The following is a 15,452-nucleotide window of genomic DNA, read 5'->3' on the forward strand; positions in this document are numbered from 1 at the left end:
GAACTTGGGTCTTCACTGATTCACATGCCGACTCCCGGTTCTATAGTCAGCATGGCTGTATAGGTCGACGCGTACGGGAGCCTGGAGTGCTCGCCTCAAGGAGGCTTCGATGAGTAGTGCGGTAAACGCCGCAGGGAAAATTCGCCGCCTGTGGATCGCGACCGATCTGCCCCTGATCGGTCAGCGCCGCGAGCGCCGCATTCGCCTGCTGGCCAGTCTGTTGATGGTGGTCATGGGTTGCGTGTGGGCCAGCGTATTCACCTTGCGCGGCTCCTGGGCCATCGTCCTGATGGACCTGCTGCTCATCCTCAGCGGCATCGGCGTGCTGCTACTTAGCCTCAAGCATCACGTGCGTGCCGCCAACCTGCTGTTGTTCGCCACGCTGATGCTGGTCATCGTCGGCTCGACCCTGGTGCTGGATTCCCCCACCCCGGCGGCGCCCCGGGCCAGCCATCTCTACCTGCTGCCCCTGGCCGTCGCTGCGGTGATGGCCTTCCGCGACGAGCCGCTGTGGCTGCGCCACGGGGTAACCCTGCTCTGCCTGGTCACCTTCGCCTGCCTGGCGGCATCGTCGTGGAGCCCGCTGCGTGAATACAACCTGCCCGACCCCCTGCGCACGGTCGGCTCCTGGGTGCAGAGCCTGGCCGCCATGACGATGCTGTTCATGCTCCTGCATATCCTGCAGACCGACACCGTCGAGCGCCTGCAGCTGGACCAGGAGATGCGCACGGCCCTGCAGGAGGAGCAGTTCGTCCTGCACTACCAGCCGCAACTGGACATCCACGGCCAGGTGTTCGGTGCCGAGGCCTTGCTGCGCTGGCAGCACCCGCAACGCGGCCTCCTGCCACCGGGACACTTCATCGAACATGCCGAAAAGACCGGGTTCATCGTCCCTCTGGGCGCCTGGGTGCTGCGCCAGACCTGCGCGCAACTGCGCGCCTGGAGTGACGACCCGGTGCTCTGCAACCTGCAACTGGCGGTCAACATCAGCCAGAAGCAGATTCGCCAGGCTTCGTTCGTCAGCGAGCTGCTGGGCATCATCGGCGATCACCCACGCACGGCGCGCCATCTCGAACTGGAGCTGACCGAAACCGTGATCATCCAGGATGTCGCGGAGCTGACCCGCAAAATGGCCAGCCTGGTGGAACACGGTGTGCGCTTTTCCCTGGACGACTTCGGTACGGGGTTCTCTTCACTGGCCCACTTGAAGAACCTGCCCCTGAGCAAACTGAAGATCGACCGCTCCTTCGTCAACGACGTGCTCACGGACGACAGCAGCAAGGCCATCGTGCGCACCGTCATCACCCTGGGCCAGAGCCTGGGCATGAACGTGGTGGCCGAAGGCGTGGAAACGCCCGAACAACAGCGATTCCTGCTGGAGCATGGGTGCGTGCAGTTCCAGGGTTACCTCTTCAGCAAACCGCTGCCGCTGGAGGCATTCATCGCCTATGCGCGGCAGCACGGGGCCGCCACCGCACACTAGCCCGCGCGCGTTGCCGCCGCTGTTCGACGGCAACGCCCCTTCCGCCTCCGGCAGCGCGGCGACGCCCTCCCCCCTCGACCTCGATGACCTTCACGGCGCATGCCTGAGCAGTTGAAGCAGCCCCGCTGACTCAATCGGCCTGGCTGTCGCGCACCAGGCGCAGGCCCAGGTGCGTCGGCGGCAGGCCGACCGAACACGCGCCGCTGACCGGGTCGCGGACGAAGTCCGACAAACCACTGGGATGGCGCCCGGCGGCGATACGGATGCCACAGAAGCCATCCGCCGGCAGCGCACCGGCCGGCTGAGCGAAACAGCTGTCGGTCCACTCCCACACGTTGCCGGCCACATCGACCAGGCCCTGCGCATTGCGCCCATGGCCGCCGAAAACCTTCAGCTCGGGAGATGGCGCACCGCGCCGCGCCTCGCGTTCATACTCGGCCAGCCAGCGCCGGGCGGGATCATGCGGATCGTCGACCAACGTCGTCTCTTCCACATAGGCCGAGCCCGCCGCCAACAGCCACTCGCCATAACGCGGCAGGCGGTAATGCTCGCCGCTGCGCTGCGACAGCCAGGCCGCGTAGGCACTGGCATCCAGCCAGCTGAGACCGACTGCCGGCAAGTCGACGGCCACCGCCTGTGCCGAACGCTCCAGCACCGCGCAGGCGCCCGCGTCGATACAGGCGGCGTATTCGGCCTGGCTGACCTGCCGCTGCATGATGGCGAAGCCTTCCAGCTGCTCCGTCACCGGCAGCGCCGCGCCCGGCAACTGGTAGCGCACCTCGCCAGCGCCGACATCCACCAGCGCCACGTGCGGCACGGGTGACATCGGCTCGCAGCCCGGCAGCCACAGCACACCGATCAGCAGCAGGCCGCGAGCGTTCACCCGATCGCCCTCATTCGCTGCTGATCGGCCCCGGCGCCTTGACCTGCTTCATCAGGTCGTCGTTCCAGGCGCCCTCGACCTTGACGTGGCCGGCCGCGCCCAGCTCCATCGCCTCGATCAGGTTGTGGTTGACGTAGGCGTAGATGCCCGGCTGCTTGAAGGTGTACAGCGCGGCGCCCGCCGAGCCGCCACGGATGAACCAGGTTTCCAGGTTCTTCTGCGGCGCATTGGCGAACTTGCCGGTTTCCCAGACCCAGTCGCCGTGCCCGCCAATCAGGTGCGGCCGGGTATCGCGGTTGGCCTGCGAGTGGATGAACAAAACGGTCTCGCCGACCTTGGCGGTCATCGCGTTCTCGCCCGTCAGCGCACCCACGCGGCCGTTGAACACCACGTGGCTCGGGGTCAGCGTGCGCATCACCTCGCGGGTGTCGGGGTAGCTGGCCGCCAGGCTGGCGTAGTCCTTGTACGTGCCGTCGGCATCCTTGGGTATGTACAGGTCGAACTCGCCGATGGTGTAGGCGCGGTCGTAGTGCAGCGGTTTGCCGTCCGGGTCCTTCAGTCCTTCGCGCGGCAGCACCATCAGCGTGCCGCTCATGCCGGCGACCACATGCCAGGCGACCATGCCTTCCGGCGCGCAGTGATAGACGAAGGTGCCGCTGCGGTCGGCCTTGAAGCGCAGCACGGTTTCCTGGCCCGGTGCGACGAAGGTCAGCTTGGCGCCACCGAGGGCACCGGTGGCGGCGTGGAAGTCGATGTTGTGCGGCATGCTGTTGCTGGCCGGGTTGACCAGGGTCAGTTCCACGTAGTCGCCCTCGTGCACCACCATGGTCGGCCCAGGCATGGAGCCGTTGAACGTCATGGCCTGCAGGGTGGTGCCCTGGTTGTCGACCACCACCTTCTTCTCCTGGATGACCATGCGGAACTGCACCACCTTCGCCGGTCCGGTCACCGCCTGCTCGTGCGGGTGCACCAGCGGCGGGGTCAGCAGATCGACCTTGACCCGTTGCAGTCCATCGGCGGCATCGGCCAGCGCCTGCCCGGAGAAAACCAGGGCCACGGCAATTGCCAGGGGTTTGAATGCGTTCATGGCGAAGCTCCTTTTTCGTTGTCTTGCCCCATTGCAGTGCAAAGACGCCGAGCGGTTCTTGTCGTGGAGCAATGAAAACGGCGTGAGCACCCGGACGAGTCCTTTTGCCGCAGGTTCGACTATTGACCGATGCTGACCGAACGGACAGGCAACGCCACCGGGGTTAGAATGGCCCGCTCCTCGTCAGCGCCAAGGATTTCCATGAGCACCGCCAACCCGCAGCGCGGGTATCTGCTGGGCATCGTCGCGTACGTCATCTGGGGCCTGTTCCCGCTCTACTTCAAAGCCATCGCGGCGGTGCCCGCCGTGGAGATCATCGTCCACCGCGTGCTCTGGTCGGCGCTGTTCGGGGCGCTGCTGCTGATGCTGTGGAAGCATCCGGGCTGGTGGCGTGAACTGCGCAGCAACCCCAGGCGTCTGGCGGTGCTCACCGGCAGCGGCCTGCTGATCGCCGCCAACTGGCTGGTCTACGTCTGGGCGGTGAACAACGGGCGCATGCTCGAAGCCAGCCTGGGCTACTACATCAACCCGCTGATCAACGTGCTGCTCGGCATGCTCCTGCTCGGCGAGCGCCTGCGCCGTCTGCAATGGGTCGCGGTGGGCCTGGCGGTGATCGGCGTGCTGCAGCAGGTGTGGCAGGTCGGCAGCTTGCCCTGGGTCTCGCTGGTGCTGGCATTGACCTTCGGCTTCTACGGGCTGATCCGCAAACAGGCGCCGGTGGCCGCCCTGCCCGGCCTGGTGGTGGAGACCTGGCTGCTGCTGCCGGTGGCGCTGGCCTGGCTGTTGCTGCACCCGGCAGCCGTGAGCAGCCAGGCCAGCTTCTGGAGCGAGCCGCAGGCCTTCTGGCTGATCGCCGCCGGCCCGGTGACGCTGATTCCGCTGCTGTGCTTCAACGCCGCCGCGCGCCATCTGCCCTACACCACGCTGGGCTTCCTGCAGTACATCGCACCAACGCTGGTGATGCTGCTGGCGGTGCTGGTCTACGGCGAGACACTGGCAGCGAACAAGCTGCTGGCGTTCCTGTTCATCTGGGCCGGTCTCGTGGTGTACAGCGTGGATATCTGGCTTGGCGCGCGCCGCCGCGGCCAGGTCGTCAGCCCGCCACCTGAGCAATAAACGCGCAATCCCCGGCAGGCCACGCCAGGCGGGGCGTGCAGCGCTTCATCCCGCGCTTATCCACAGAAGCATCCCCGCCATTTGTGCACAAGCCATTGAATCTGCTGATTTTTTACTCAATCCCCGAAAAGCGACGGGGCACTAGCGGCGGAACGCTGTCTCCCCAGCTTATCCACAGCAGCGTCCCCACGATCCGGGGATATCCGCAGGCCCGTCCGCAACAGCGCAATCGCACGTTGGCGCGCCCCTGCCACTGCACAGAAAACGCTCAATCGGCCGCGCCCCGCGCCGGCTATGGCGGCCAGCCGGGCATGCACGCGTTATCCACAGAATCATCCCCGGTGTCTGTTCACAACCTGCTGAATCTGCTGGTTTTTTAGTCAGACAAAGAAAAGCCCCGGGGCACTAGCCTGTGCTCCAGGGCTCCCCAGTTTATCCACAGCTCGCTCCACACTTTTCGGGGATATTCCCTACTGCGTTGTGCGGTGCTTCGTAATGGCCCCATTGATCCTGCTGCGTGGCGCGGTACACACGACGCCTCCTACGCAGAGCAGTCGTCAGCGCTACGCCTCGGTGCGCAGGTTGAGTTCCACCATCAGATCGTCGGCGAGGTCTTCCAGCTTGTCGCGCAACAGGTCCAGGGACAGGGTCAGCGGCACCGCAAGCACCGCTTCGGCGTGAAACAGCGGTTCGCTGCTCATCGGCGCCGGTGCCACTTCGGTGGTCAGGTGTTCCAGGTTGATGCCGTTCTCCGACAGCAGGCGGGTGATGTCGCGCACGATACCCGGGCGGTCGTTGCCGACCAGATCGAGCAGGATCGGCTTCCAGGTGCACGACGGCTCGATGCCGCTTTCCGCCAGCAGCACGCGGATGCCGTGTTCGTTGAGCCCCTGCAGGCCCTCGACCAGTTCGTCGTAGCCCTCGGCCGGTACCGCCACGCGCAGGATTCCGGCGAACTGCCCGGCCATGCGCGACATGCGGCTCTCCAGCCAGTTGCCGCCGTGGGCGGCGATGCACTGGGCGATACGCTCGACCAGGCCCGGCTGGTCCGGGGCAATGACAGTGAGTACCAGATGATCCATGGGAAACCCCTTGTTTTCGATACGGGTGGGTAGCGCTCAGTCGGCCCGGCCGGGCAGGCCGAGCCAATAGGTATAGAAGACCTCGTCGCGCACATAGCCGAGCTTTTCATACAGCGCCTGGCCGGCGTGGTTGGTCTTCGCCGTCTCCAGTTGCAGGCCGCAGGCGCCGTTGGCTTCGGCGTGAGCGCGGGCCGCGTTCATCAGCCGCTCGCCCACACCCTGGCGGCGTGCGCTCGGGTCGGTGTAGAGATCGCTGAGCAGCCACGACGGTTCCATCGCCAGCGAGGAAAACAGCGGATAGAGGTGCACGAAGCCCTGCGCCACCCCCTGTTCGTCGCGCGCCAGCAGCATCACCGAGTCACCGCGCTGCAGGCGTGCGCCGAGGAACTTGGCGATCTCCGCAGCCGGTCGCGGCACCTCGTAGAACGCCAGATAACCGGAGAACAGCCCCACCAGTTCGTCCAGGTCGTTGACCCCAGCCTGTGCAATCGTCATCACCACCTCCATTACGTGTCGATGGAGGCAGTATAGCCACGCGCAGCGCGCGCCCGGCAGGCGCTGACAGGCTGCCACTGATTTTTTCCGACGACTCATGTAGTATCCGCCGGCTCGTACTACATGGCCGTCCGGCCCGGATTTAGAGCTGTCTGGAATCAAGTGAGGCAAGCAATGACTGAGCGCGTTCAAGTCGGTGGCCTGCAGGTCGCCAAAGCCCTTTACGACTTCATCAACAATGAAGCCATTCCCGGTACCGGCATCGCTGCCGACAAATTCTGGGCGGGTGCCGAAGCCGTGATCAATGATCTGGCCCCGAAAAACCGCGCTCTGCTGGCCAAGCGTGATGACTTCCAGGCCAAGATCGATGCCTGGCACCAGGGCCGTGCCGGCCAGGCGCATGACGCCGCCGCGTACAAGGCCTTCCTCCAGGAAATCGGCTACCTGCTGCCGGAACCGGCTGACTTCCAGGCCACCACACAGAACGTCGACGAAGAAATCGCCCGCCTGGCCGGCCCGCAGCTGGTCGTCCCGGTAATGAATGCGCGCTTCGCCCTGAACGCCTCTAACGCCCGCTGGGGTTCGCTGTACGATGCCCTCTACGGCACCGACGCGATCAGCGAAGAAGGCGGCGCCGAGAAGGGCAAGGGCTACAACAAGGTCCGTGGTGACAAGGTCATCGCCTTCGCCCGCGCCTTCCTCGACGAAGCCGCGCCGCTGGCCGCCGGTTCCCACGTCGACTCCACCGCCTACAAGATCGTCGACGGCAAGCTGGTCGTCAGCCTCAAGGGCGGCAGCAACAGCGGCCTGCGTGACGACGCTCAGCTGGTCGGTTTCCAGGGTGCCACCGATGCGCCGATCGCCGTACTGCTCAAGCACAACGGCCTGCACTTCGAAATCCAGATCGACGCCGCAAGCAACATCGGCCAGACCGATGCCGCCGGCGTCAAAGACGTGCTGATGGAAGCCGCCCTGACCACCATCATGGACTGCGAAGACTCCGTTGCCGCCGTCGATGCCGATGACAAGGTCATCGTCTACCGCAACTGGCTCGGCCTGATGAAGGGCGACCTGGCTGAAGAAGTCAGCAAGGGCGGCAGCACCTTCACCCGCACCATGAACCCGGACCGCGTCTACACCAAGACCGACGGTGGCGAGCTGACCCTGCACGGCCGCAGCCTGCTGTTCATCCGCAACGTCGGCCACCTGATGACCAACCCGGCAATCCTCGATGCCCAGGGCAACGAGATTCCGGAAGGTATCCAGGACGGCCTGTTCACCAGCCTGATCGCCATCCACAACCTGAATGGCAACACCAGCCGCAAGAACACCCGTACCGGCAGCGTGTATATCGTCAAACCGAAAATGCACGGCCCGGAAGAAGTCGCCTTCACCAGCGAAATCTTCAGCCGCGTCGAAGACGTTCTCGGCCTGCCGCGTAACACCCTGAAAGTCGGCATCATGGACGAAGAGCGTCGCACTACCGTCAACCTCAAGGCGTGCATCCAGGCCGCCAGCGAGCGCGTGGTGTTCATCAACACCGGCTTCCTCGACCGTACCGGTGACGAGATCCACACCTCCATGGAAGCCGGCGCCGTGGTGCGCAAGGCCGCCATGAAGGCCGAGAAGTGGATTGCCGCCTACGAGAACTGGAACGTCGACATCGGCCTGGCCACCGGCCTGCAGGGTCGCGCCCAGATCGGCAAAGGCATGTGGGCCATGCCCGACCTGATGGCCGGCATGCTCGAGCAGAAGATCGCCCACCCGCTGGCCGGTGCCAACACCGCCTGGGTACCGTCGCCGACCGCTGCCGCGCTGCACGCGCTGCACTACCACAAGGTCGACGTATTCGCCCGCCAGGCCGAGCTGGTCAAGCGCGAGCGCGCCTCCATCGACGACATCCTGAGCATCCCGCTGGCGCCGAACACCAACTGGTCGGCCGAGGAAATCCAGAACGAACTGGACAACAACTCGCAGGGCATCCTCGGTTACGTGGTGCGCTGGATCGACCAGGGCGTAGGCTGCTCCAAGGTGCCGGACATCAACGACGTCGGCTTGATGGAAGACCGCGCCACCCTGCGTATCTCCAGCCAGCTGCTGGCCAACTGGCTGCGTCACGGCATCGTCAGCGAAGAGCAGATCGTCGCCAGCCTCAAGCGCATGGCGCCGGTGGTTGACCGTCAGAACGCGGGCGATGCGCTGTACCGTCCGCTGGCGCCGAACTTCGACAGCAACATCGCCTTCCAGGCTGCCCTGGAACTGGTGATCGAAGGCACCAAGCAGCCGAACGGCTACACCGAGCCGGTTCTGCACCGCCGCCGCCGCGAGTTCAAGGCCGCCAACGGTCTGTAATTCGCTGCTGCACTGAAAGAACCGCCCTCCGGGGCGGTTTTTTTGTGCCCGGCTGTGCTCAACGCGCGCTCATTGCGCACGAACGCACAGGGCCTACAGAGGTGCCTAAGGCGTACTCCGGCCCTTCCTCGATCGATGGCTACTACCTGCCGGTATATCAACCGACGAAGTGCGCGGGAATCGGCTATAGAAGTAAGGGGGCCCAGCCGACAACGCTATAAGCCATCGCCAAACAAAATAGTCACAGCGTGACCGATCAATGGCCTTTAGCCATTAGATGGCTTTCTGTACACTTCGCGCCCCCAACTTGGGTACCTGCCAAATGAAGAACCTGTCGTTGACGCTGAAACTGTCCCTGCTACCCGCGGTAGCCTTGCTCGGGCTGTTGTTGTTCGTGGGCTATACGTCGCTGCAACTGTCGAACAACGACTCGCGGCTGGTGACTCTGGAAACCCATAGCTTCCCGACCCTGGAAAAAGCCGACGCGGTGATCTTCCAGTTCTCGCGCCTGCCCGGCCTGTTCAACAGCGCCGTGGCCGCCGGTGAACTGGAAACCCTCGACGAAGCACGCAAGGTGCTGCAGGAAATCGCCGGCAAGCAGCAGGAGCTGCAGACCCTGGCCCGTGGCAACTCCGGCCGCGAAGAAGAACTGCAAACCTGGCGCACTGCGATCCAGCGCTATGCCGACAATGCGCTGTCCGCCTCCGAGCAGCTGATCAAGGGCAGCGCCAGCTTCGAAGACCTGCGCCCCAACCTCGACCGCATGGCCAGCGACCTGAGCCAGGCGCAGCAGATCGGCAGCACCTTCCGCGCGCACGCCTACGAGGACTTCCAGGCCACCCTGGCGCAGACCCGCACCGACAACGCCACCACCACGCAAGTCGGCTTCGGCCTGTCGATCCTACTGATCGCTCTGGTCAGCATCGGCGCAGTGCTGGTGATCCGCGGCATCATGGGCAACATCCACGGGGTGATCGAATCGCTGCGGGCCATTGCCAGCGGCGACGGCGACCTGACCCGCCGGGTCAACGTCGATTCCAATGACGAGATCGGCGAGATGATCAAGCTGTTCAACGGCTTGCTCGACAAGCTGCAGGGCACCATCCGCCAGATCATCGACGCGGCCAGCCCGCTGGGGCAGATGTCCAAGGAACTCTATCGCCTGACCCAGGGTGCGGAAGAGAACGCCAAGTCGCAGCAGGGCCACACCGACTCGATCAGCCGCGACATCCAGACCATGACCAGCAGCATCCAGGAGGTCGCCCAGCGCTCGCAGCAGGCATCCCAGGAAGCCGGCGCCGCCTCGCGCCAAGCCGACACCGCGCGGCAGAACATCGGCAGCCTGTCGAGCAGTATCAGCGACCTAGGCAGCAGCGTGATGGGCGCCGTGCAGGCGATGGAACAGCTGGAGGAAGAAACCCAGCAGGTCGGCTCGGTGCTGACCGTGATCCGCAGCATCGCCGAACAGACCAACCTGCTTGCCCTCAACGCCGCCATCGAGGCCGCCCGCGCGGGTGAGCAGGGCCGCGGCTTCGCCGTGGTCGCCGACGAGGTGCGCAACCTGGCGCAGAAGACCGCCGCGTCCACCGCGGAAATCCAGCAGATCATCCAGCGCCTGCAGAACAGCGCCAACGGCGTGCTCAACGTGATGACCAGCAACGGTGAAAAGGCCCAGGCCAGTATCGAGCGCTCGGTCGAAGCCACGCAGATTCTCGAGGCCATCGCCCAGGCGGTCGGCCAGATCAACCAACTCAACGCCGGTATCGCTCAGTTCACCCAGGAGCAGATCGGTCTGTCGAGTTCGATTCAGCAAGATACCCAAGTGTTGCAGCAGGATGCTCAAGCAACCGCACACGGGGCTGAAGCCACCGCGCGCCTCGGCGAGCAGCTGGTCAGCACAGGGGACCACCTGCGCGCGGCGACAGCCCAATTCCGCGTTTAACCTTTTACTGGAGCATCACTGCATGACTACTGCCCGCGTCCTCGGCTTGGCAATCTGCCTGGCCAGCGTTCCCGCGTTCGCGCTGGAGCAAGGCGAAACCCGCATCAACGGTTTCGGTACCGTCGGCGTCACCCACCTGGGCGGCGAAGACGATGGCCGTGCCTACGGCATTTCCGGCCAGACCAACGACTCCTGGCGCGGCGACCAGCTGAGCAAGTTCGGCGCGCAGCTGAGCTACGGCATCACCGACACCGTCGGCATCACCCTGCAGTCCACCGCCAAGGCCTATGGCGATGAGTGGAAACCGAATCTGGAGTGGGCCTACCTGTCCTGGCAGAGCACCGACAACCTGATGCTGCGCTTCGGCCGCCTGCGCACACCGGTGTACATGTACTCCGAGAGCATCGACGTGGGCTTCGCCTACCCGTGGCTGCGCCTGCCCGACGAAGTCTACAGCCAGGTGCAACTGTCCAATTACGAAGGCGCGGACGTGGTCTACAACCTGCCGTTGTCCTTCGCCACCGCCAGCTTCCAACTGGCCGGCGGCCAGGCGCGCAACCGCGACTACTACATCTACGACGAAAAATTCGACATCGACTACGACAAGGTCTTCGGTGCCAGCGTGAGCCTGTCTACCAATGACTTCGGCACCCTGCGCATCGGCTACGCCGAAGCCGACATCAAGACCGACATCGCCGGTAGCGTCACCAGCATTCTGCCCCCTCCGTTCGGCCCGGGCGTCGGCGTTGCGCAGGAAGTCGCACTGCTGCAACTGGACAAGGACAAGGGCAAGTTCACCTCCATCGGCTACCAGTACGACAACGGTACCTGGCTGACCGCCAACGAGTGGACCAGCCGTGTGATCGAGAACGACAACACCGCCAGCACCGACTCGTTCTACCTGATGGGCGGCCGCCGCTTCGGCGACTTCCTCGCCCACGTCACCTACGCCCAGCTGGATGAAGACGAAGGTCGCCAGAGCTCCTGGACCCTCGGCCTGAACTACAACATCCTGCCGACCGTGGTGCTCAAGGGCGAGTACAAGCGCGTCGACACCAATGGCGGCTATGACGGCGTGTTCGTGCGTGGCGCTCAGGAACTCTACGAGAACACCGTCAACCAGCGCACTGGCCTGGCTGGCACTCCGGCACGCAACTACGACGGCGACATCATCAGCGCCGGCGTCGACTTCGTATTCTGAGGAGGGTGACCATGAAGCAGTCCATTCGCATCCTCCTCGCCGCCGCCACACTCGGCACCGCCGCCCTGGCGCAGGCCGAGGTGGTGGTCATCGTCAACGCGGCGGCCAGCGCATCGCCGTCGGAATCCGACGTGGCCAACATCTTTCTGGGCAAGAACAAGTCGCTGAAAGGCGTCGACCAGAAAGACTGGAACCCGACCAAGGAGAAGTTCTACACGGCGGTGACCAACAAGAACGAGTCGCAGCTCAAGTCGTACTGGTCCGGCCTGGTGTTCACCGGCAAGGGCCAGCCGCTGCCGAGCGTGGCGGGTGATGCCGAGGTCGTGGCCAAGGTCGCGGCCGAAGCCGATGCCATTGGCTACGTCGACAAGGCGGCCGTGACCGACAAGGTCAAGGTGCTGCTGACCCTGCCATAACACGCAGCGGTCATGAAAAAGCCGGCGGGGTGACCCACCGGCTTTTTTTATGGCCGTGTCCCAGCCAGGTTTGCGCCCGCGTTTACCGGCCTAGCGTGCCGCCTTCAGGTGGATGGGAAGAGGGTCAATCCACTCTACGCTCAGGGCCACCGCTACGTTTCACCGTGCCGATGCTAGCCACGGCCTGGGCAGCCCCGCGCGCGCTACCTATTCATCTCGCTCACCAACACGGCAACCAACTCGCCGGCCGGCATCTCGCGCGCCAGCGGCGCACCCTGCCCGGCCCACTGGGCAGCGAAGTCGTGATTGCCGCGGGCAACCGCAGCCGTCTGCAACGCCTTGGTCGCGTCGTAGGTGTAGGAGTAGCCAGGCAGTGCCGGCGCATCCGCCGCGCCGACTTCACTGAACATCCGATTGGGCAGGCCGCGCGCCGGACGCCCGGACATCGCCGTGGTGATCTGCGTGCGGTAGGCCTTCTCGCCCTTGAGCGCTGTACGGTACGCCGCGTTGGCCGCGGACTCGGGGCAGAGCACGAACGCCGTGCCCATCTGCACCCCGGCCGCCCCCAGCGCCAGCGCGGCACTGATGCTGGCGCCATCCATGATGCCGCCAGCGGCGATCACCGGCAGCGCACTGCGCTGCACCAGCTGTCGTACCAGGTTCAGCGTGCCCAGGCCCAGATCACCCTGAGCCGGTTCGAACAGGCCGCGATGGCCACCGGCCTCAATGCCTTGTGCGATCAGCGCATCGACCCCGGCCGCGATCGCCAGGTCGGCCTCGGCTGGCGTGGTGACGCAGGCCAGCACACGCATGCCGGCCTGCTGCAGCGCCGCGATCCAGGCCTTCTCCGGCAACCCGAAGTGGAAGCTGACCACCGCCGGGCGCGTCTCCAGCAACATGGCCTGCATGCCGGCATCGCTGCTGAAGCTGCGGTAGATCTCGCGCAGCTCGCTCGGCGGCGCGGCATCGAATTCGGCGAAGAACGGCCGCAGGTGTTCGAGCCAGGCCGCTTGCGCCTCTGGCGAGCTGACCTGCGGTCGATGGCAGAACAGGTTGATGTTGAACGGCCTGTCGGTCAGCCCACGCAGCTCGGCGATCAGCGCACGGCCCTGCTCCGGGGTGCTGGCCGCCAGGCTGATCGAGCCCAGGCCACCGGCGTTGGACACCGCCGCCGCCAGTGCCGGGGTGGACACGCCGAGCATCGGCGCCTGGATGATGGGCTGCTCGATCGCGAGCAGTTCGGTGATGCGCTGGGTGGCCATGGACCTGACTCCTTACACTGCCGCCGGCGGCGGCCGGCTTGACCTTTTAATCTCAAAAAGAGATTCTTATTAAAACATTATTCTCTTTAAGAGATTATTGGAAGCCCATGGATCTCTCGACGCTGACCATCTTTCGCACCGTGGCTTTGGAGCAGAGCATCACCCGCGCCGCCCAGCGCCTGGAGCGCGTGCAGTCCAACGTGACCACGCGCATCCGCCAGCTGGAAGACGACCTCGGCGTGCAGCTGTTTCTGCGCGAAGGCAAGCGCATGAGCCTGACCGAACAGGGCCGCGAGTTCCTCGCCTACGCCGAACGCCTGCTGGCCCTGGCCGACGAAGCGCGCCAGGCCATGCACCCGCAGCAGCCGGGCGGCACCCTGCGCCTGGGCAGCATGGAAAGCACCGCAGCCGCGCGCTTGCCCACGCCGCTGGCGCGCTTTCACCAGGCCTGGCCACAGGTCAGCCTGGAAGTCAGCACCGGACCCAGCCAGCCGCTGCTCGATGCCGTGCTGGCACGACGCCTGGACTGCGCGCTGATTGCCGCGCCGACCAGCCGGGTCGGCCAGCGCTGGGTGGTCGAAGAGCTGGATCAGGGCCTGCTCAGCCAGGCGGTGTTCCGTGAGGAACTGCTGCTGCTCCTGCCAATCGGCCATCCGCCAGTCAGCGGCCCCGGGGACGTGCAGCTGCGCACCCTGGCCGGCTTCGCCCAGGGCTGCACCTACCGGCAGATCGCGCAGAGCTGGCTGAACAGCGCTGGCAGCCCGGTGCGGGTGCAGGAAGTCGGCTCCTACCACACCATCCTCGCCTGCGTGGCGGCCGGCTCCTGCGTCGGCATCGTGCCGCGCTCGCTGCTCGATCTGCTGCGCGAACCACCGGCCGTGCAGTGCGTGCCGCTGCTCAGTGTCGACACCCTGCTGGTCTGGCGCAGCGACTACCGCAGCGCCGCCTTCGAACAATGGCTCGCGACGCTGCAGGCCACATGAAACTGGCCGCGCCGCTCGCCGCCGCCTTGCTGCTGGCCATCGGCATGGGTTTTGGCCGCTTCGCTTTCACCGGCCTCTACCCGCTGATGCTCGACGACGGCCTGCTCAGCCTGCAATCCGGTTCGCTGGCGGCCTCGGCCAACTATGCCGGCTACCTGCTCGGCGCCCTGCTGCTGGCGCGTAGCGGCGCCGGCCAGGCCGCGCACCTGTGCCAGTGGGCGCTGGGCGGCACCCTGCTGACCCTCGCGGCGCTGGCTTGGATCGAGCAGCCGGGGCTGATCATGCTGACCCGTTTCGCCGCCGGGCTGTTCAGCGCCATGGCCCTGGTTGGCGCCTCGCTCTGGCTGCTGTCCGCCCACGAGCAATCGCGCCATGCACCGCTGCTGTTCGCCGGGGTCGGCCTGGGCATTCTGCTGTCGGCCGAGCTGATCGCCATCGGTCATGCCGGCGGCCTGCACAGCCAGGCGCTGTGGCTGAGCCTGGCCGTGGCGGGCGTGCTGCTCGGCATCCCGGCCTGGTGGCAACTGCGCCGACAGCCCGCCCAGGCCAGTGCCGAGCATGCCGCAACCAGCACCACGCCCAGCGGCCTGGGCCCGTACCGCCTGGTGCTGATCTACGGCCTGGCCGGCTTCGGCTATATCGTCACCGCCACCTACCTGCCGCTGTTGCTGCAGGGCAGCCTCGGTGCCATCGATCCGCTGCAGATCTGGGCCGCTTTCGGCCTCGGCGCCATCCCCTCGTGCTTTCTCTGGCATGCCGCGCAGCGGCGTCTGGGCACACCGCGCAGCCTGGCGCTGAATCTGTTGCTGCAGGCCGGCGGCGTGCTGCTGCCGGTATTCAGCCACGCGGCCTGGGCTAGCCTGGGCAGCGCGGTGCTGGTCGGCGCCACCTTCATGGGCACGGTGACCATCGCCATGCCGGCGGCGCAGGCCTGGACCCGCCATGTGCGCTTCAACATGCCGGCGACCATGACCGCCGCCTACGGCCTGGGGCAGATCGCCGGGCCGCTGCTGGCAGCCGCGCTGTTCGCCCGCAGCCACAGCTTCAACCCGGCACTGCTGCTCGCGGCGGCCGCCCTGGCCGCGGGCGCCGCCCTGTGCAGGCGCCGCGCCCAGCCTGCGACCTAGGTCCTATTGGCAGCCCGGCGTGA

13 protein-coding genes are annotated in these 15,452 nt (G+C 65.8%); 8 read left to right on the top strand and 5 right to left on the bottom strand.

What is annotated here, in order from left to right:
• Window positions 1–109: 109 nt before the first annotated feature.
• Window positions 110–1,483 (top strand): putative bifunctional diguanylate cyclase/phosphodiesterase, encoded by a 1,374-nt coding sequence (locus tag IB229_RS07950; protein ID WP_192326646.1) that lies wholly within the window; start codon window positions 110–112, stop codon window positions 1,481–1,483.
• 130 nt (window positions 1,484–1,613) lie between these two features.
• Here the strand turns inward: IB229_RS07950 and IB229_RS07955 are convergent, their stop codons facing one another.
• Both IB229_RS07955 and nirK read right to left on the bottom strand, forming a co-directional pair.
• Window positions 1,614–2,366, bottom strand: coding sequence for a formylglycine-generating enzyme family protein (locus tag IB229_RS07955; RefSeq protein WP_318652089.1), 753 nt, complete (start codon window positions 2,364–2,366; stop codon window positions 1,614–1,616).
• A gap of 10 nt (window positions 2,367–2,376) precedes the next feature.
• Window positions 2,377–3,453, bottom strand: coding sequence for a copper-containing nitrite reductase (gene nirK / locus IB229_RS07960; protein ID WP_192326649.1), 1,077 nt, complete (start codon window positions 3,451–3,453; stop codon window positions 2,377–2,379).
• Between the two features lie 201 nt (window positions 3,454–3,654).
• Between nirK and rarD the strand changes: the two genes are divergently transcribed.
• On the top strand, window positions 3,655–4,569 hold the full coding sequence (rarD, locus tag IB229_RS07965; protein WP_192326650.1) for an EamA family transporter RarD: 915 nt from the start codon (window positions 3,655–3,657) through the stop codon (window positions 4,567–4,569).
• Between the two features lie 563 nt (window positions 4,570–5,132).
• Here the strand turns inward: rarD and IB229_RS07970 are convergent.
• Entirely contained in the window at window positions 5,133–5,651 is a 519-nt protein-coding gene (locus tag IB229_RS07970; RefSeq protein WP_192326652.1) for a glycine cleavage system protein R, read from the bottom strand.
• A gap of 36 nt (window positions 5,652–5,687) precedes the next feature.
• Window positions 5,688–6,146: a GNAT family N-acetyltransferase gene (locus IB229_RS07975; protein ID WP_192326654.1), complete on the bottom strand. Its 459-nt coding sequence runs from the start codon at window positions 6,144–6,146 to the stop codon at window positions 5,688–5,690.
• Between the two features lie 174 nt (window positions 6,147–6,320).
• Between IB229_RS07975 and IB229_RS07980 the strand changes: the two genes are divergently transcribed.
• The 4 genes from IB229_RS07980 (at window position 6,321) to IB229_RS07995 (ending at window position 12,057) form a co-directional block, all read left to right on the top strand.
• Window positions 6,321–8,498 (top strand): malate synthase G, encoded by a 2,178-nt coding sequence (locus IB229_RS07980; protein WP_192326657.1) that lies wholly within the window; start codon window positions 6,321–6,323, stop codon window positions 8,496–8,498.
• Window positions 8,499–8,820: 322 nt separating this feature from the next.
• On the top strand, window positions 8,821–10,440 hold the full coding sequence (locus IB229_RS07985; RefSeq protein WP_192326659.1) for a methyl-accepting chemotaxis protein: 1,620 nt from the start codon (window positions 8,821–8,823) through the stop codon (window positions 10,438–10,440).
• A gap of 22 nt (window positions 10,441–10,462) precedes the next feature.
• Window positions 10,463–11,641, top strand: a complete 1,179-nt coding sequence (locus IB229_RS07990) for a porin (protein WP_192326661.1) — start codon at window positions 10,463–10,465, stop codon at window positions 11,639–11,641.
• An 11-nt stretch (window positions 11,642–11,652) separates the two neighbouring features.
• Window positions 11,653–12,057, top strand: coding sequence for a phosphate ABC transporter substrate-binding protein (locus tag IB229_RS07995; RefSeq protein ID WP_192326663.1), 405 nt, complete (start codon window positions 11,653–11,655; stop codon window positions 12,055–12,057).
• 203 nt (window positions 12,058–12,260) lie between these two features.
• On the opposite strand, the gene IB229_RS08000 is transcribed toward IB229_RS07995, so the two are convergent.
• Window positions 12,261–13,319 (bottom strand): NAD(P)H-dependent flavin oxidoreductase, encoded by a 1,059-nt coding sequence (locus IB229_RS08000; protein ID WP_192326665.1) that lies wholly within the window; start codon window positions 13,317–13,319, stop codon window positions 12,261–12,263.
• A gap of 107 nt (window positions 13,320–13,426) precedes the next feature.
• On the opposite strand from IB229_RS08000, the gene IB229_RS08005 reads away from it, so the two are divergent.
• Entirely contained in the window at window positions 13,427–14,302 is an 876-nt protein-coding gene (locus IB229_RS08005) for a LysR family transcriptional regulator (protein WP_192326667.1), read from the top strand.
• Entirely contained in the window at window positions 14,299–15,429 is a 1,131-nt protein-coding gene (locus IB229_RS08010) for a YbfB/YjiJ family MFS transporter (RefSeq protein ID WP_192326669.1), read from the top strand. The genes IB229_RS08005 and IB229_RS08010 overlap by 4 nt, the downstream gene beginning before the upstream one ends.
• Window positions 15,430–15,452 lie beyond the last annotated feature (23 nt).

The organism is Pseudomonas sp. PDM14, assembly GCF_014851905.1.
Classification (GTDB): Bacteria; Pseudomonadota; Gammaproteobacteria; order Pseudomonadales; family Pseudomonadaceae; genus Aquipseudomonas.